Origin of the sequence: Streptomyces tauricus (assembly GCF_014650955.1) — a bacterium.
GTDB classification, from domain to species: Bacteria; Actinomycetota; Actinomycetes; order Streptomycetales; family Streptomycetaceae; genus Streptomyces; species Streptomyces tauricus.
The window spans coordinates 700,802-717,391 of record NZ_BMVY01000001.1; the positions used below are offsets into that span (position 1 = coordinate 700,802).

The window sequence follows — 16,590 nt, forward strand, 5'->3', positions numbered from 1 at the left end:
ACCGGCATCGATCTGCTCGGCAACGGGAGGGTGAACCGCCACCCAAGCTTGGACCAGACCCGTTATCTTTTCGTGACTTACGCGTCCGGGGATCATCCCGGTCCGGCGTCAGTCGCGCGGGCCCAGCTGTGCCGTGAAGGAGAACCGGTCGCCCCGGAACAGGGTCCGCACCCGTTCCAGTGGCTGCCCGTCGGCGTCCCGCGAGATCCGGTGGAGCAGCAGCATCGGCAGCGCGGGCGGCGTGCCGATGAGCAGCGCCTCGCGTGGGGTGGCCAGCACGGTCTCGATGCGCTCGTCCGCACCGCCGAAGGTGATCCCGAGCCGGTCGTTGAGGTAGGCGTAGAACGACGAGTCGGGGTCGAACTCGTCGTCCAGGCGGGGGACGCGGGCCACGGAGACGTAAGTGCTCTCCAGGCCGACCCGCTCGTCGTCGGCGAGCAGGACCCGCTCCAGGTGCCAGACCGGTTCGCCGCGCTCCATGCCGGTCTCGGCGGCGAGCGCCTCGGGGCAGGGGAAGCGGTCCAGCCCGATGAGATGGCGGCCGGGCGTGCGGCCCTGGCGGCGTACGCCCTCGGTGTAGCTGGCGAGCGAGAGCGGCTGTTCGAGCTTGGGGCCCGCCACGACCGTCCCCCGCCCCTGTCGGCGCAGCCGTCCCTCCAGCAGCAGTTCGCGCAGTGCCTGCCGTACGGTCTCGCGCGACACCTCGAAGCGCAGGGCGAGGTCGCGCTCCGTGGGAAGGGTGCCACCCTCGCCCAACTCGTCCATCAGAGCGGAGACATGCGCCTTCACCACGTAGTACTTGGGGATACGGCCGTGCTCCGGGATGCCGGAACGGATCGGTGCGCCAGGTGCCTGGTCGGTCGGGAAGTCCACGAGATGAATGGTGGCAGACGCACCGGCACGCCCTCACCCTCGGACGCGGGAGGCGACCAGCCCCTTCGCTGCTGGGGGGAAGGGGCGCTGCCCGCCGGTTCAGGCACTATGTGCCGGTTCCGCCGACGGGACGGGACAGTCGGTGCGGTTCGTCCCGCCCGACAGGGGGCCAGCCGACGCCTTGCACGCCGTTCTGGCCGGCGTTCGCCGGATACACCAGCCACCCGTCGTCGCCGGGCCCGGCGGTCGTGTCGATGGTCACCGGGTACGGCCCCGGCGCGGTCACGTCGGTCACCGGGGGCAGCGTTCCGCCCGGCGGATCGGTCGGTCCGCCGCCCTCCGCGCGGACGAGGACGTCGTCGACGGTCAGCGTCTCCAGGGCGCCGCCGGCGTCCAGCGAGAAGCGGAGCCGCACGGTGCGGCCGTCGACCGACGAGGGCAGGGGGAACGACACCGCGCCCGAAGCGGTGCGCGAGGACTCGAGCGTGGTGAACGCGCCGCCGTCGACGGAGTAGGCGACCGTGAACGCCTCGCCGAGGTCGAGCCCGGAAGCCGCCCGCGTGTACGACACCGAGACGCCGCTGTAACCGGTCAGGGCGATGGGCGCGGAGGTGAGCGACGCGTCGGTGAGCAGCGAGCCGCTCAGCCGGGCCGCCCCGCTGGAGGCGCTGACCGAACCGGTGGACAGGAAGGCCCCGAGCCCGGCGGAGAAGTTCTCTGCGTAGACCTGGGTGGCCGCGGAGGCGGGGCCGGAGAGCGCACCGGTGAGCCCCAGGGCGATGAGGCCGGCGGTGGCCGCGCGGAGCAGGCGCGGACGCCGCAGACCGAAGCGAGATGACATGGTTGATCCCTTCTGACCGCGCCGGCCGCCCACAGCGGTGGCGGTGCGTCGTCGTGCCGGGCGCACGGACAAGTCCGGCGCTTCCCGGCTCCGGAGATCGTGCGGGAGTCGGACCATGCCGATTCAAGTGGGGCCTGCGGCAACGGGAATCGGCGAAATCACCGGCGTCGGTCCGGCCCGGCATGCGGATGTCCACCGGGCCAGGAGCACGTCGGCCCGGGTGACCGCCGTCCACCCCACTGCGGACTCGCCGTCCCGCGCCCTTCCGGCGGCCTTCACTGCGGGAGCCGCATATGTACGGTCGTGCCGTATACCCAAGTCATCTCTGTCGCGGAGCAGAGCGGACACGCGAGCTGTGCGGTTGCCGGACGGCGGCAGGGTTCTGGAAGGTGTCGGTGCCGGAAAGATCGCTTCATCTCCAGTGGTGCACTGCGTACCGTTGCATGGCCGTCGGCGATCGACGGCGGAGCGGGATCGTGGTGGACGGTTCGAAGCGAACACGGGGTGACGATGGTCTACCTGTTATTGGCCGTGACAGCAGTCGTGTCCATTGGGGTGGCCGCCGTGGTGGTGCTGGTGCGTCGGCAGCGGCGTCGGGTGGGTTCCAGTTCGGAGGCGCAGCGGATCGAAGCGGCGGCTACGAGCGGCATACGCGATGCACGCCGCCAGGCTCATGCTCATCAGCATTTCAACGACGGCGGCGGCCTGAGTGCCGTGCGGGACCGTGACTCTCCTTGGTAGCGGTCGGCCGTCGGCGGTCTGGCGCGACTGATCCAGCATGCTGCTGGTGGGCATCTGGTGTGCAGCCAGGCCGGTGCCATGGCAACCGCCGTCGGCGATGACCGGCCGTGCGCCTCCCTGGCTTCCCGAGCGGGCGCCTGTGGCTACGTTGGTAAAAAAAGGCAAGATGGGGTAATGGCCCGCTCCACAAACACCCAGTTCGCCGTCGCCGTGCACGTACTGGTCATCCTGACAATCGCCCCCGAAGGCGACACCGTGAGCTCTGAGGAACTCTCCAAGAGTGCCAATGTCAACCCGGTGTATGTACGCCGCGTGCTCGGACCGATGCGGAATGCGGGGCTGGTCCGGTCTCGTTCCGGTGCGAACGGCGGCTGGGAACTGGTGGTCGACCCTGCTCAGATCACCCTGGAACAGGTGTGGTTGGTACTTCAGGGCGACGAACCCGTGCTCGGACTGCACGGTCCCGATCCGACCTGCGTCACGGGCCGGTCCGTCCAGAAGTCTCTGGTGTCGATCGACCGCAGGGTCGCTGACGCCGTGGCGACGGCCCTCGGGCACTTCACCGTGCAGGAAATCGCGCAAAGTGTTCCGGAAGCGGCGCTGCTCCTGGAGGGCACGCGGCTGTGATCCTCGCGGTCGACCGAGGACAACTGTGCCGCAAGATGGACATGCGGTCAGAGGCCGTTACGCGAAACACTTCTGGCCCATCAGGCTGACGCCGACGGGCCGGAAGCGTCAAGAAGATCTTTTACTTGGAGACGGACACGCTCTCCTCATCGACGGACCCCGCCTGAGCAGTGGTGAAGGCGATGAGGGTGTCGGCTACGGGCTGGAGGAGGCGGGGTTCTGGCCGGTGATGAGCTGACCGTCCTGGACGACGTACGGTTCCCAGTCGCCGATTTTGGAGTAGTGGCCGCCGAGGCTCTTGAGTTCGTCTTCGACGAGGAAGGGGACGACGTCGGTGAGTTGGACGCCTTCCTCTTCGGTGTTGGTGAAGCCGGTGACGTTCCGGCCCTGCACCAGGGGGGTGCCGTCTTCGTTGAGGGTGTGGCGCAGGACGCCGGGTGCGTGGCAGACCAGGGCCAGGGGCTTGCCGGAGCGCAGGGTTGTCTCGATCAGGCGGGCGGAGACGGCGTCCTCGGCGAGGTCCCACAGGGGGCCGTGGCCTCCGGGGTAGAAGACGGTGTCGTAGTCGTCGGCGGAGAGGGAGTCCAGGCGCACGGTGTGGGCCAGCGCGGTGGTGGCTTCCGGATCGGCCTCGAAGCGGCGGGTCTGGTCGGTCTGGTTGGCGATCTCCTTGCTCTTGGGGTCCAGGGGCGGTTGGCCGCCCTTCGGGGAGGCGAGGGTGATGTCCCAGCCGGCCTCCTTGAACCGGTAGTACGGGGCGGCGAGTTCCTCCAGCCAGAAGCCGGTCGTGCGGCCGGTGTCGCCGAGTTGGTCGTGCGAGGTGAGAACGATCAGAACCTTCACGATGACTTCCTGTGGATCTAGGCGAGCCCCCCTGGTGAGGCGAGTCACGCAGGGGGCGTGATGAAGCGGATACGAGGATGCGGCCGGCCGGCCGGAGCCGGCCGACCAGGCAGAGGTGGGGCCTACTGGGCGAGGAAGGCCAGCAGGACTTCGTTGACCTCGGCGGTGTGGGTGATGATCAGCCCGTGAGGTGCGCCGTCGATCTCGGTGTACTGCGCGGTGGGCAGTGCCTTGGTGAAGCGCCGGCCGGTGGCGTCGATGGGCAGGGTGCGGTCGGCGGTGCCATGGACGATCAGGGCCGGGACATTGATCTTGGGGATGTCGGCGCGGAAGTCGGTGGGCCAGGTCAGAGGAGCGGCGGCCGAGGCGATGGCCCCTGATCCCGCGGCGACGTTCCAGGCGTTGCGGACCGCTCCCTCACTGACGCGGGTGCCCAGGTTCTCGTCGAGGTTGAAGAAGTCGTTGTAGAAGTCGGAGAAGAAGGCGTACCGGTCCTTCTTGACCGCCTCAGAGACACCCTCGAAGAAGGAGGCGGGCGCGGCGCCGTCGGGGTTGTCGTCGGTGATCTCCGGGAACGGCTCCAGGGACGCGAGGAACACGGCCTTGGCGATCCGCGCCGAACCGTAGACGGACAGATAGCGGGCAACCTCACCGGTGCCCATGGAGAACCCGACCAGCACCGCCTCGCGCAGGTCCAGCGTCTCCAGTACGGCATTCAGGTCGGCGGCGAAGGTGTCGTAGTCGTACCCCGTCGAGGGCTGACTCGACTTGCCGAAACCACGCCGGTCATACGTGATCACCCGGTAACCCGCGTCCAGCAGTGCCGCCGTCTGCCCCTCCCACGAGTTCCCGTCCAGCGGGTGACCGTGGATCAGCACCACCGGCTGACCCGATCCCTTGTCCTCGTAGTGCAGTTCGATGTCCGCACTGTTCTCCGTACCGACCTTGACACCCCCCATGACGTCCAACCTCCACAGTGTGTTTCACGCTCCGGCATCCAGAACTGAACGACTGCTCCACTCACCCGTCGACCGTGGCCGCCCGGCCGGGCCCGCCGATCACCTCACCGACGGCCGGAGACGGCGGGTCGTGATCGGCACGGATGTCCCAAGGGTTACTTGGAGGTGGCTCGGGCGGCTCGTTCGATGAGGCGGGTGACCGTGCCGGGGTGGGAGATGGCCACCGCGTGCGAGGAGTTGACCTCGATGGTGTGTGCGTGGGCGCGCTTGGCCATGAAACGCTGCTCGTCCGGTGTGATCGCGTGGTCCTCGGTGGTGACCAGATCCCAGGAGGGGATGGTCTTCCAGGCCGTCTTCGTGGTCTTCTCGTCGAAGACCGAGGCGGCCAGCGGACGCTGGGTGACGGCCATGAGGTCGGTGACCGACTTGGGTACGTCGGCGGCGAAGGCGTCGTGGAACTTGTCCTTCTGGACGTAGAGATCGGTGCCGGTACCGCCGCCCGGCAGCGGGTAGGGCACGCCGTCGAGTGCGGCGGGAAGTGTCGCCCCCGGGAACCTGTCGCCGAGTTCCGACAGGGTCTCGTCCTTGTCGGGGACGAACGCGGCAATGTAGATCAGTGCCTTGACCTCCGGGTTGTCCGCGGCGGCGTCACTGATCACGGAGCCGCCGTAGGAGTGGCCGACGAGGACGATCGGTCCCTTCTTGCTCTTGAGATAGCCTCCAGGTAGTCCGAGTCACTGGCCACGCCACGCAGCGGGTTGGCGGGAGCGGCCACCGGATACCCCGCGTGCCGCAGACGCGGGATCACGCTGTTCCAACTGGAGGAGTCCGCGAAGGCTCCGTGTACCAGCACGACCGTCGGCTTTGCTTCCGGAGTGGCGGACTGAGCCTTGGCCGCGGAGGCCGACGGCATGGATGCCAGGCTGAAGGCGGCCACGCCCGCGACGGCCGTCAGCGCGACCACACGGCGGCGGGAGGGGCGCAGCGCACTCTTCATCTTCGTCTTCATGTGGACCGGTATCTCCTTGAGAGGTGTCGTGGTTCGAGAGAGGTGTTGTGCTGCAAGGGAGGTGTAGTGCTGCGAGCGGCCGGTCCCGCTCTTCCGCGGGACGGGCCGGGGCAGTGCCTGTCAGGTCGGCACATGCGGTGCCGGGTAAGTGGCCAGACGCGCCCAACTGGTTCGGAGAACTGCCTGAGTCAACGCTCCCACCTGCGTGAATGCGAAGATCTCACCCTTCTGCCACCAGCGCGGCTACGATGACACTTTCGTAGCCGCGCTGGTGGTAGATAGAAGATGACGTGTGGGTGGCCAGTTGTGACGGCCGGCGCTACCGCCCTTCGGACCTGCATATCGCTTGGGCGGCGCAGCGAGGCGACAGTGCATGGATCGCCTACCGATGGCAGCGCGGCCCGTTTCTCATCCGACAGGATCAACTCAACTGTCGGCCGTGGGCCATGACATTGAGGGCTGGCAAGTGGCCGGACCGCATCAGGCCGGACCGGGTACGTCTCCGATTCCACCCGGTGCTTCCGGCGGCCCGGGCACCGAGGTGACCCGGACCGCCGGCCGGGTGCGACTCCTCGATGGCAGCGCCGAGTGGCGCCTCAGCCCGTGCGAGGGTCTCGTACGGCACCAGTTACAGGGGCCTCTCTCCCCGGTACGGGCCACCGATACGGGCCAACGGCGCGGCGATCGGTCAGCCGGTGGCCCTGCACTCGCCGCGCGGCGCCGCGCCGCGTCGCGCTGATGAATCCGCAGCACGCAGCCGCACGCGGGACAGCAGGCGGTGGGCAGCAGGCGGCGGGGCGGCAGGGCAGCGGCGCCTCAGCAGGTGCGGAAGGTGTAGCCCCCGGACCCGCGAGGGCTGACGTCGAGATCGCGCTGGACGATGCCGAGTTTCGCGCCGAAGTCCGCGCAGGCCCGGCGGAATCCGGCGTTCTTGTACTCGATGACGAAGACACGGTTCGCGAACGCCTTGGCGTAGGCGCCGCATTCGTTGTACTCACCGCATTCCTCGGCGACGGCGAAATCGAAGCCGATCTTCTTGCGGTCCGGCAGCATGTCCACCGTGTTCTTCTGTCCGGCGGCGAGCCCCGCCGCGTGCGCCCGGGCGGCCAGGAGCTTGGCGAATGCCTCGTTGTGCGCCTTGGTGAGGCGACCGCCGGAACGTTCGTAGGAGTCGAGGTTGTCCAACTCCACGGCCTGGAAGCCGGACTTCGCGCAGCCGTCCACCCACGCACCGACCACCGCGGCGAGCCGGGTGCGCTTACCAGCCGTCGAAGTGTCCAGGAGTGCCTCGTCCCAGTCCTCGTCGATGACCGGGTGGTTGTTCTTGTCGCGCAGGATCAGGTCGGGGTGGTGTTTCTGCCACCAGTCCAGTACATCGGGCTGAGCCTGGAACGCGTTGACGTAGCAGACGTTGTAGACGCCTTTCGCGGGCTTGGCGGACCGGTCGCGTGACACGGCGGTGACGCCCTTGGCGGGTGCGTACCCGCCGCCGATCTGGTAGTCGAACGTGGCGTTGGCCGTGGGAAGCACCACCTTCGGCGCCGCGGGAGTGGCCGCGAACACGTTGGACAGTGTCAGACCGGCTCCGAGGGCGGCAACGGCCCCGACGGCACCGGCGACGCGGGTGCTCCTGCGGCGGAGCACTGGTACGGCGGAGTGTTTCGACACGCGGACTCCTGTGCGAGGAAGGTACTGGTACGCACATCCTGGGCCGGTGATCGTGAGGAATTCATGAGGTGGGATCGCGGTCCGGGGAAATGCGTGGTGCCCGGCGGTGCCCGGACGAGCGCGGTGCCGGTCCCAGGCTGAGTACGAAGGCCGATCCGCCGCCGGGCCGCCGCCGTACCGTGACGTCTCCGCCGTGCGCGGCCGCGATCTCCCGCACCAGCGACAGCCCGATGCCGGTGCCGCCGCCGGGGGAGCGGTACCGGACCAGCAGACCGGGCAGGCTGTCCGGATCCACTCCGACCCCCCGGTCGGCCACGGTCACCGTCGTGCCGCTGACAGTGATGTCCACCTCGGCCCTGTCCTGCGGATCGCCGGGAGTGCGTCCGTGCCGCAGCGCGTTGGCGAGCAGGTTGCGTACCGCTGTCCGCACCAGTTCAGGGTCGGCTCGCACCACCGACGGGTCGAGGAAGGACGTCACCGTGTGCCGGGAGGGCGGCAGCTCCTCGCAGACCTGCTCGACGAGTTGGTCAAGGCGCAACGGCACGGGACGGAACGCATGGCCCGCCTGAAGCCGGCCGCGCGTGAGGATGTTGTCGACGACATCCGTCATACGGTCGGTGGCCCGCCGCAAGCGCGGCAGATGTACGTGCAGTTGGCCGGGGTCGGCGTCCGCGAGGTCCACCGAGCCGCGCATCACGGCCACCGGGGTGCGCAGTTCGTGCGCCGCGTCCGCGAGCAGCCGTTCCTGAGCGTCGAGCGCCTCCGCGGCGGGGCGCAGGCTGCGCCCGGACAGGACGTGGCCGGTCACGCCCGCCAACAGCGTCAGGAGACCGGAACCACTCAGCACTGCCACCACCAGCCGATGGTGTTCGGCCTGTCCCTTCGCGGGGTCGCCGACCACGACCACGGCACCCGACGTCTGCTGTGTCCGGTCGTGGTAGAACGGCAGCCCCAGCAGGTACACCGGCTGTCCCGCACTCGTACGGCCCTTTGTCCGCACGGTGTCGTCCCGGGCCATCGCCGTACGTGCCACGCGGGCGGCCGTATCGGGCTCGATGCGTTGCGCGGAGCCGCGTGAGGTGAACACCTGCCGCAGTCCGTCACGGCGGACCTGGAGGACGAGCACCTCGGGGCGTCCGCTGGTCGCCTCGTCGTCGTACAGGCCGTCGAGCTGGATCCCGGCGTCGGTGTAGTAGATCAACGAGGCTGTCACCGCCGCCCTGCGGCGCATCTCCTCGTACTCGACCGCCTGCCAGGACCGTCCGTCGGTGCGGATCACCAGCCAGCACAGCACTCCCACCCCGGCCAGCGTGATCAGCGTGTACGCCAGGGTCAGCCGCCGCTGCAGACGGCTCAGGCGCTTGCGGGCCGGGGACCGCGGTGCGGCCCGCTTCCCGGCGGGTCCGTCGGTCATGACGGCTGGGCGTTGTCCGTGAGACGGAACCCATGACCGCGTACGGTCTGGATCACGCCGGGCGCGCCGAGCTTGCGCCGCAGACCCGCCACGACCGCGTCGACGACGTTCGAGACGGGGTCGGCCATCTCGTCCCAGCAGTGCTCGATCAACGTGGTTCGGGTGACCACCTCGTCCCGGTGCAGCAGAAGCAGCCGCAGGACCCCGTACTCCTTGGGGGGCAGGTACAGCAGGACACCGGTGCGGCGTACCTCGCGCCGGGTCTCGTCCAGTTCGATGTCGGTGTGGCGCAGAAGTACGGGCAGCCGCTCCGCTGCCCGGCGGACGAGACTGCCGACGCGCAGCACCAGTTCCACCATGGCGAACGGTTTCGCCAGGTAGTCGTCGGCTCCGGAACGGAAGCCGTCGACCCGGTCCGGGACCTCGTTCAGGGCGGTGAGGCACAGCACCGGTGTGGTCCAGCCGCGGCGCCGGCGCTCCTGGAGCGGGTACAGGGTGTCGCCGGACGGCACCAAGCGGTCGAGCACCACGCAGCTGTACGGCACGGAGTCGAGCATGACGTCCGCGTCGGGCCAGTCGGACACGGCGTCGACGGCGTACCCGGCGTCCCGAAGGCCCGCCACGATCACATACCGCAGGTCCTCTTCGTCCTCGACCACCAGCACGCGCATGGTTCTGATTCGTCCTTGGGTAAAGAGTTCTTCCGGGCCCGCCATGACGAGGACTCTTGCGGGTCAGCCCGTCCGGCATCACCGGATCTGGGTCGACGACAAACTGCCCAGTACACTAGCCGCCCTCACCCAGGACTCAGACGGCCGTTCCGCACGGTGGTGGCTGACTCCACATGTCGCTGTCTGCCGCCGCGTCGTCCAAAAGCCTCAACTGGCCCATAATGCAGACCACTTGGCGTCAAAGATGAGTTAGGTGTCGAACGTTCCGCAGCTGACTGCGGCTGATTGACACAACGCAGGCCGCTCGGTTTACTCGCTGCAGCGCCAACATCGAACTCCTGGCGCCAGAGGTACGCCCAGCCGGTAGTGCGGTTCACTCAACCGCAAGTCCGGACTCAGTCGCCAGGACGGACGCATCCAAGCGTAGTCCGAGGCGGGGACGTACTCCCACCTTCTGGAGCTCCACATGCCCCACACCCACCATGTGCGATCCCGCAAGCCTGCCGTCGTGGCCGCGTCCCTGACGTGTGCCGTCGTCGGTGCCCTGCTCGTCTCCTCAAGCGCGAACGCGGCGACCCAAGCCGTGGAACTACCGCCGGTCAACGGGTCCTTCGACTACCAGATCGGCCAGGCCTACACCCCGGCCGCCGACGTGAAGGTTGTCTCCCGCGACCACACCGCTTCCCCGGCGGCCGGCCTGTACAACATCTGTTACGTCAACGCCTTCCAGGCACAGCCGGGAGCCGAGGACGAGTGGGGCGACCTGCTGCTGACAAACGCAGACGGAGAGGTCGTCTACGACCCGGACTGGGACGAGGCCTTCCTCGACATCCGTACGGCCGCCAAGCGCCAGCGGGTCGCCGCGAAGGTCAACGCCTGGATCGACACCTGTGCAGACAAGGGCTTCGACGCCGTCGAGCCCGACAACCTCGACTCCTTCACCCGCACCGACCTGATCAGCCAGGACAACGCCAAGGCGTTCGTCAGGCTGCTCGCGGACCACGCCCACGACAAGGGCCTGGCCATCGGACAGAAGAACACGCCTGAACTGTCCACCGAGCGCTCCGAGACCGGTCTGGACTTCGCTGTCGCCGAGGAGTGCGGCGAGTGGAAGGAGTGCGGCTCCTACACCGAGGGCTTCAACAACAACGTCATCGTGATCGAGTACCAGCAGAAGTACTTCGACGAGACGTGCGCGCAGTGGGGCAGCCGCCTCAGCGTCGTCCTTCGCGATGTACTCGTCACGGCTCCCGGCAGCAGCGAATACGTTCGCAAGGCCTGCTGACCGAACTCGCTCCCAAGCCGTGGACCACCGCGGTCTCTGAGCTGAGCTGAGCTGAGAGGACGGGCCGGAACCGCCCCACGCAACCGGCCCGTCCCCTGCGCAATTCGGCACTCGACCCCGCCCGCTACCGGTTCTCCTCGCGCCTGCGGCATCCGGTCAACTGGGCGCCGCGCCCTGGACCTGACCACCCGGACCATGCCGGGCCCGCGCACGCCCGCCGATGACACGGCCGCGGTCGCGGGGTGATGCCCTGGACGCCACCCGGACCGGGGAGAGCATGACGACCAGGTGCGGGTTCAGGACCAGGCGATCTCGCCGTCGCGGGACACGAAGCGCCCGGTTCCGGCGCCGGGCCCTTCGGTGGCCAGGGTCACGATCGCGTCCGTGCCCTCAGTGACGGTCTGGGGGCCGCTGTGACCGTTGAGGTCGGTCGCGGTGTAGCCGGGATCGGCGGCGTTGACGCGGATGTCCTTGAGTCCCTTGGCGTACTGCGTGGTCAGCATGGTCAGCGCCGCCTTCGAGGAGGTGTACAGCGGCGCGACGACGTGCGACTCGGGCCGGTCGGGGTCATGGGTGAGGGCGAGGGAGCCCATACCGCTGCTGACGTTGACGATCACAGGGTCGTCCGAACGGCGCAGCAGCGGCAGGAACGCGGTGGTGGTACGGATGACGCCGATGACGTTGACGTCGTAAACGGCGAGGGCATCGGCGGCGGTGAGGTCGCCGGGATCGCCGGCGGCACCGTGCACACCGGCGTTGTTGATCAGAACGTCGATCCTGCCCTCGTGTGCGGCGACATCCGCGGCCGCGGCGGCCACGGACGCGTCGTCCCTGACATCGATGGGAACGTAGCGTGCGCCGAGCGCTGTGGCGGCCTCCTCGCCCTGCTCACGGTTGCGGGCTCCGACGAGCACGGTGTGACCGCACTCGATCAGGCGGCGGGCGGTCTCGCGGCCGAGACCCTTGTTGGCTCCGGTGATGAAGGTGATCGTCATGCCTTCGATCTTGCTGTGGCCGGGAGGCGCGGGCCAGGGAGACTTCGACGGTAGGAAGAGCAGTACCACCCTCGCGCCCGCCCCGACGACCACGAACGCGGCAGTATGGGGAACATGACGGCAAGACCCGAAAGCGGACTGGGCGCGATGATCCGCACGTGGCGTGACCGGCTGCCCCCCTCGGCCGCCGGACTCCCGACGGCACGAGGACGCCGCACGGCCGGGTTGCGGCGCGAGGAACTGGCCGACCTCGCAGGAATGTCGGTCGACTACATCGTGCGCCTGGAACAGGGACGCGCCACCACACCCTCAGCGAGTGTGGTGGCATCCCTGGCGCGCGCCCTGCAACTGTCCACGGCCGAACGGGACCACCTGTACCGGCTGGCCGATCTGGTCCCACCGACGCACGGAACGGTCCCCGACCATCTGCCGCCCGGCGTTCAACGGGTGCTCGCCCGTCTCGCAGACGTCGCGGTCGCCGTCTTCGCCGCGGACTGGCAGCTGATCTGGTGGAACCGCGGATGGGCCGCACTCCTGGGCGATCCCTCCGCCTCGCCGCCGCGCCTGCGCAATTTCGCCCGTGACAGATTCCCGGTCGACGAAGGCCCCGCCCGCCTCGCGCTGTGGCCGGTGACCGAGACGGACCGGCACGCCACCGACGCCGCCGTCGTCTCCGACCTGCGCCGCGCCACGGGCCGCTTCCCCCAGGACACGCGCCTTGCCTCGCTGATCCGCGAACTGACCGCCGGAAACACCAGGTTTGCCGAGCTGTGGACGACCGGAGAGGTGGCCGCACACCGCGAGGACCACAAGACGATCGACCACCCCTCGGTAGGGCCTGTCACGGTGGACTGCGACACCTTGACCGACGGCGACTGCGAACTCAAGATCGTGATCATGACTGCTGCGCCCGGCAGCGAGGACGAGACCAAGCTGCGACTGACCGCCGTCGCCGGCCCACTGGCCACCACGCACAACTGATCCGACCCCACGCGGTTGTACGGGCTTCGGCGAACATGTCATGCCCCCTCGGCGGTGAGCCGGCCGACGGCCCGGATGATCTGGCGTCGGGTGGCCAGGCGGCGGCCGACCAGGGCCGCCACCCGGTTCATGCGTCCTGCGATGACACTGGGCGGCGGATTCCTGCGGTCCAGGGCGGCCAGCGCGGTGTGCACGACATCGGAGGGCGAGGCGAGTGTGGCGCCCCCCGCGGCCCGCGTAGTGCCCACGACCTCGAAGAACTCGGTGCGGGTGGCGCCGGGGGACAGAGCGAGTACACGCAGTCCGGTACCGCGTGACTCCTCCCACAGTGCCTCGGTGAGACTCAGCACGAACGCTTTGGTCGCCCCGTAGAGCGCCATACGCGGGTTGGGCTGATAGGCGGCCATGCTCGCCACGTTGACCAGCACGCCGCGCCCCGCCGTGCGCAGCTGCGCGATGAAGGCCCGGCTGACATCGGCCACGGCGGTCACGTCGACAGCGATCTCCCGGCGCAGCCGGTCCGGATCCGCCTGATGGAAGGGGCCGAAGGTCGCGAACCCGGCGTTGTTGACGACGCTGGTGATGTGCAGGCCGCGCCGCTCCATCAGCGTGGCCAGCTCCTGCCCGGGGTTGTCCGTGGTCAGATCCATCCCTACGACGTGGGCCCGGACGTGATGCTCTGCGCGCAGCTCGGCGGCCAGCTTCTCCAGGCGCTCCTTGCGGCGGGCGACGAGCACCAGATCGGAGCCGCGGGCGGCGAGTTGGCGGGCGAACTCGGCGCCGATGCCCGCGCTGGCTCCGGTGATCAGTGTGGTCTGTCCGTGGTAGTCGACGGCGGTCATGGCTGCCTTCTTTCAGTCGATGCCTACCTGGCAGTTAATGCCAACTAGGCGCCTGCTGTCCAGAAGCGATAGCCTGACGACCATGACGTCTTTGTGGGATCGCTCGCGACAGGTGGCCGTACAGGCGATCCTGGATACGGCGCTTCGCTTGTTCGCCGAGCAGGGCTACGAGCAGACGACGATCGCGCAGATCGCCCGGGAGGCCGGGATCTCGCAGCGCTCCCTGTTCCGCTACTTCGGCACCAAAGAGGACCTGGTCTGCGGGGATCAGGATGCGCTGGGGGAACTGCTGAAGCAGACCGTGGAACAGCAGCCGGCCGAGGTCTCCGCATGGGATGCCTTGCGCGCCGGCTTCGAGGTTCTCCTGACCGCCAACCACACTCCCGAGCGGGCGCTGGAACTTTCCCGTCTCATCTTCGACACCCCCGCCCTGCACGCCCGGTACATCGAGAAACGACTGCGCTGGCAAGCCGCACTCGTCCCGGTCGTCCAGGCGCGGCTGGGCGCCGCCCCCGGTCCGACCCCCGACCCGCGTGCCAAGGCGATCGTCGCGACGGTCTTCGCCTGCGCCGACTCGGCAACCGAACTCTGGGCCACGCACGACGGACGACTCGACCTGGCAGACCTCTACGCTCAATGCCTCGCGGCGGTGCGGGGCCGCAGCTGAGGGGCGGATCCCAGCGCCGTGCAACCGATCGCTTTGCTGACCGCCCCAGGCGGCAGTATCCGGTCTTCGAGACCGCGAACAACGGCGAACATCGACGCAATGTCAGGCCCATGGGTCAGTGCGACGACGCCAGCAGCGAAGGAAGCCGGTTCGGTGCCCGACGTCTGGCCGGCCCACCCCAGCTCGAACATAGGTTGGTCCCATGAGCTTTGGCGATGAGATCCGCAGCCGTGAGGAACTGGCCGCGTTCGTTCGTGGTCTTCGGCAGGAGTATGCGCGTCGAGGCCAAGAGTGGGAAAACGCCAGCCTGGAGAGTTTTCTCGGGGCTCTGGCCGCATGGATCGACGATGCGGACGGTGTCTACCGCAACTTCGGCAAGGATCTCCCGCCTGGAGGCGACTGGACCTTCTTCGCGCGGAGTCTGCAAGCGGCCACTGTGTACGAGTGACAGGTCTGAACACTCCAGAGGTACGCGGATTGCTGGCCTTCCCACGCGCACTCGCACACACGGCGACAAATATCAGGCAGACCCTCTGCACGCCTGCTACCACCTTGCTACCATGCGGGTGTGACTTCCATGAAGAAGCAGACGCAGGTCCGGCTGGAAGAGGACGTCCTCGCCGCCGGCAAGGCCGCCGCGGCCGCCCGACGACTCGACTTCAACCGCTATGTGGAACGGCTGATCATCGAGGACACCACCGGCGCCCGCGCCGCGGGTATGGCAGCCGCCCAGCGGCTCATCGAGGAGCACGGCACCTTCCTCGACGACCTGGAGGAGCAGCTCGACGCCCCGTACGCTCAGCCACGGCAGCCGGGTGCCGCCGCGTGATCCTGCACGTCGACGAATCCTGGATCCTCGAAGTCGCCGAACGGGCCGGTCACCGTGACCCGGCCGCCGACGACTACGGCGTGCCCATCGCCGCCGTCGCGCGCCACCGCGGCGAGCTCCTCGACACTCCCGTCTACGACGGCCCCTACGCCCGCGCCGCCGCCCTGGTCCACAACCTCGGCCGCTGCCGCTGGCTGGAACGCTCCAATCTCACCGTCGCCTGCGCCGTCGCCGTCATGTACCTCGAAGCCAGCAACATTCCCGTCGACCCCACACGGGAACAACTCACCGCCCTCGCCCATGAGCTGGCCAACCCACGCAGCACCGCGAGCCGCATCGCCACCATCCTCCGCACCTGGAAACCCTGAGGGGTTTCCTAGCGGGGCAAGCTGGCGCGCGTCGTCATGCTCGTGCGCCAGTACGTCGTGACCGGCAGGACACGGTCCTCTAGGCGGTTTCGTTTGGATCAGCGGGCGGACCAGAGGAAGATGCCCGCGATGTGTAGTCCAGCGAGGTAGATGGTCGCGGTCTTCTCGTAGCGGGTGGCGATGCCGCGCCATTGCTTCAGGCGGTTGATGCACCGCTCGACGGTGTTGCGCTGCTTGTATGCCTCGCGGTCGAAGGCCGGCGGTCTGCCGCCCGCCTGTCCGCGCTGCCGCCGGTTGGCCTGCTGGTCAGCGCGTTCCGGGATCACTGCGCGGATGCCGCGTCTGCGCAGGTGGTCGCGGATCGCGCGGGAGGAATAGGCCTTGTCGGCCAGGACCAGGTCCGGCCTGGTGCGGGGCCGTCCAAGAGGGCGGGGAACGCGCAGGCGGGCCATGACGTCCGTGAAGGCGGGTGCGTCGCCGGCCTGACCTGCGGTGAGGGCGAACGCGAGTGGTCGGCACCGGCCGTCGGCCGCGAGGTGGATCTTCGTGGTCAGTCCGCCGCGGGACCGGCCGATGGCGTGGTTGTCCGGCTCGCCGGCCGGGGCCCCTTTTTGCGGGCTCCGGCCGCGTGCTGGTGTGCGCGCACGATGGTCGAGTCGACCGAGACGGCCCAGTTGAGGTCTTCGTCAGCGTCTGCCTGTGCGACCAGGGCGGTGAACACCCGCTCCCAGGTGCCGTCGACGGCCCACATTCGCAGCCGGTTGTAGACGCCCCGCCAGTTGCCGTACTTCTCCGGCAGGTGCACCCACTGGGTGCCGGTCTGGAACTTGAAGGCGATCGCGTCAATCACCTCACGATGGTCCCGCCAGCGGCCACCCCGCTTCGGCGTCCGGTCCGGAAGCAACGGCTCAATCCGCGCCCACTGCGCATCAGTCAACGGCACACCCGGACCAACGACCGACTGATCCAAACGAAAT

Annotated in this window: 20 protein-coding genes; 8 read left to right on the plus strand and 12 right to left on the minus strand. The window is 68.7% G+C overall.

The window, feature by feature from the left end:
- Positions 1-108: 108 nt before the first annotated feature.
- Together IE278_RS02910 and IE278_RS02915 are read right to left on the minus strand one after the other, a co-directional pair.
- Positions 109-873, minus strand: coding sequence for a GntR family transcriptional regulator (locus IE278_RS02910; protein ID WP_189768329.1), 765 nt, complete (start codon positions 871-873; stop codon positions 109-111).
- Between the two features lie 106 nt (positions 874-979).
- A complete protein-coding gene (locus IE278_RS02915; protein WP_189768331.1) occupies positions 980-1,714 on the minus strand; it encodes a hypothetical protein in 735 nt (244 codons plus the stop codon).
- A gap of 504 nt (positions 1,715-2,218) precedes the next feature.
- On the opposite strand from IE278_RS02915, the gene IE278_RS02920 reads away from it, so the two are divergent.
- Both IE278_RS02920 and IE278_RS02925 read left to right on the plus strand, forming a co-directional pair.
- Positions 2,219-2,455, plus strand: a complete 237-nt coding sequence (locus IE278_RS02920; protein ID WP_189768333.1) for a hypothetical protein — start codon at positions 2,219-2,221, stop codon at positions 2,453-2,455.
- Between the two features lie 174 nt (positions 2,456-2,629).
- A complete protein-coding gene (locus IE278_RS02925; protein ID WP_189768335.1) occupies positions 2,630-3,082 on the plus strand; it encodes an Rrf2 family transcriptional regulator in 453 nt (150 codons plus the stop codon).
- A 195-nt stretch (positions 3,083-3,277) separates the two neighbouring features.
- Here IE278_RS02925 and IE278_RS02930 read toward each other — a convergent pair whose 3' ends face one another.
- The 7 genes from IE278_RS02930 to IE278_RS02955 form a co-directional block, all read right to left on the minus strand.
- On the minus strand, positions 3,278-3,925 hold the full coding sequence (locus IE278_RS02930) for a type 1 glutamine amidotransferase domain-containing protein (protein ID WP_189768338.1): 648 nt from the start codon (positions 3,923-3,925) through the stop codon (positions 3,278-3,280).
- Positions 3,926-4,047: 122 nt separating this feature from the next.
- Positions 4,048-4,884, minus strand: coding sequence for an alpha/beta fold hydrolase (locus IE278_RS02935; RefSeq protein ID WP_189768340.1), 837 nt, complete (start codon positions 4,882-4,884; stop codon positions 4,048-4,050).
- A 155-nt stretch (positions 4,885-5,039) separates the two neighbouring features.
- Positions 5,040-5,543, minus strand: coding sequence for an alpha/beta fold hydrolase (locus IE278_RS43060; RefSeq protein WP_308434872.1), 504 nt, complete (start codon positions 5,541-5,543; stop codon positions 5,040-5,042).
- The gene (locus tag IE278_RS43065) at positions 5,540-5,893 is read right to left on the minus strand and encodes a lipase family protein (RefSeq protein WP_308434873.1); all 354 of its coding nucleotides are present in this window, start codon (positions 5,891-5,893) and stop codon (positions 5,540-5,542) included. The genes IE278_RS43060 and IE278_RS43065 overlap by 4 nt, the downstream gene beginning before the upstream one ends.
- Before the next feature lie 816 nt (positions 5,894-6,709).
- Positions 6,710-7,561, minus strand: a complete 852-nt coding sequence (locus IE278_RS02945; RefSeq protein WP_189768342.1) for an endo alpha-1,4 polygalactosaminidase — start codon at positions 7,559-7,561, stop codon at positions 6,710-6,712.
- Positions 7,562-7,622: 61 nt separating this feature from the next.
- Positions 7,623-8,975 (minus strand): sensor histidine kinase, encoded by a 1,353-nt coding sequence (locus IE278_RS02950; protein ID WP_189768344.1) that lies wholly within the window; start codon positions 8,973-8,975, stop codon positions 7,623-7,625.
- The gene (locus tag IE278_RS02955) at positions 8,972-9,646 is read right to left on the minus strand and encodes a winged helix-turn-helix domain-containing protein (protein WP_189768346.1); all 675 of its coding nucleotides are present in this window, start codon (positions 9,644-9,646) and stop codon (positions 8,972-8,974) included. The genes IE278_RS02950 and IE278_RS02955 overlap by 4 nt, the downstream gene beginning before the upstream one ends.
- A gap of 466 nt (positions 9,647-10,112) precedes the next feature.
- Here IE278_RS02955 and IE278_RS02960 point away from each other — a divergent pair, with 466 nt between their 5' ends.
- Positions 10,113-10,931, plus strand: coding sequence for an endo alpha-1,4 polygalactosaminidase (locus IE278_RS02960; protein ID WP_189768348.1), 819 nt, complete (start codon positions 10,113-10,115; stop codon positions 10,929-10,931).
- A gap of 296 nt (positions 10,932-11,227) precedes the next feature.
- Here the strand turns inward: IE278_RS02960 and IE278_RS02965 are convergent, their stop codons facing one another.
- Complete coding sequence (locus IE278_RS02965) at positions 11,228-11,926, minus strand: SDR family NAD(P)-dependent oxidoreductase (protein WP_189768350.1); 699 nt, start codon at positions 11,924-11,926, stop codon at positions 11,228-11,230.
- Positions 11,927-12,031: 105 nt separating this feature from the next.
- On the opposite strand from IE278_RS02965, the gene IE278_RS02970 reads away from it, so the two are divergent.
- Complete coding sequence (locus IE278_RS02970) at positions 12,032-12,907, plus strand: helix-turn-helix transcriptional regulator (protein ID WP_373311869.1); 876 nt, start codon at positions 12,032-12,034, stop codon at positions 12,905-12,907.
- A 38-nt stretch (positions 12,908-12,945) separates the two neighbouring features.
- Here IE278_RS02970 and IE278_RS02975 read toward each other — a convergent pair whose 3' ends face one another.
- Complete coding sequence (locus IE278_RS02975; RefSeq protein ID WP_189768354.1) at positions 12,946-13,749, minus strand: SDR family NAD(P)-dependent oxidoreductase; 804 nt, start codon at positions 13,747-13,749, stop codon at positions 12,946-12,948.
- A gap of 82 nt (positions 13,750-13,831) precedes the next feature.
- Between IE278_RS02975 and IE278_RS02980 the strand changes: the two genes are divergently transcribed.
- The 4 genes from IE278_RS02980 (at position 13,832) to IE278_RS02995 (ending at position 15,613) form a co-directional block, all read left to right on the plus strand.
- A complete protein-coding gene (locus tag IE278_RS02980; protein WP_189768356.1) occupies positions 13,832-14,416 on the plus strand; it encodes a TetR/AcrR family transcriptional regulator in 585 nt (194 codons plus the stop codon).
- 202 nt (positions 14,417-14,618) lie between these two features.
- Positions 14,619-14,864, plus strand: a complete 246-nt coding sequence (locus IE278_RS02985) for a DUF7660 family protein (protein WP_189768358.1) — start codon at positions 14,619-14,621, stop codon at positions 14,862-14,864.
- Positions 14,865-14,993: 129 nt separating this feature from the next.
- Positions 14,994-15,245 carry a hypothetical protein gene (locus IE278_RS02990; protein WP_246569917.1) on the plus strand — a complete coding sequence of 84 codons (252 nt, stop codon included), beginning with the start codon at positions 14,994-14,996 and terminating at the stop codon, positions 15,243-15,245.
- The gene (locus IE278_RS02995; RefSeq protein WP_189768361.1) at positions 15,242-15,613 is read left to right on the plus strand and encodes a fic family toxin-antitoxin system, toxin component; all 372 of its coding nucleotides are present in this window, start codon (positions 15,242-15,244) and stop codon (positions 15,611-15,613) included. Before IE278_RS02990 ends, IE278_RS02995 begins: the two co-directional genes overlap by 4 nt.
- 98 nt (positions 15,614-15,711) lie before the next feature.
- Here IE278_RS02995 and IE278_RS03000 read toward each other — a convergent pair.
- Positions 15,712-16,583 (minus strand): IS5 family transposase gene (locus IE278_RS03000; protein WP_409350854.1). Its coding sequence is split into 2 segments (ribosomal slippage): positions 15,712-16,197 and positions 16,200-16,583, totalling 870 coding nucleotides; the frame shifts between segments, so codons are not numbered across the junction.
- Positions 16,584-16,590: the final 7 nt, after the last annotated feature.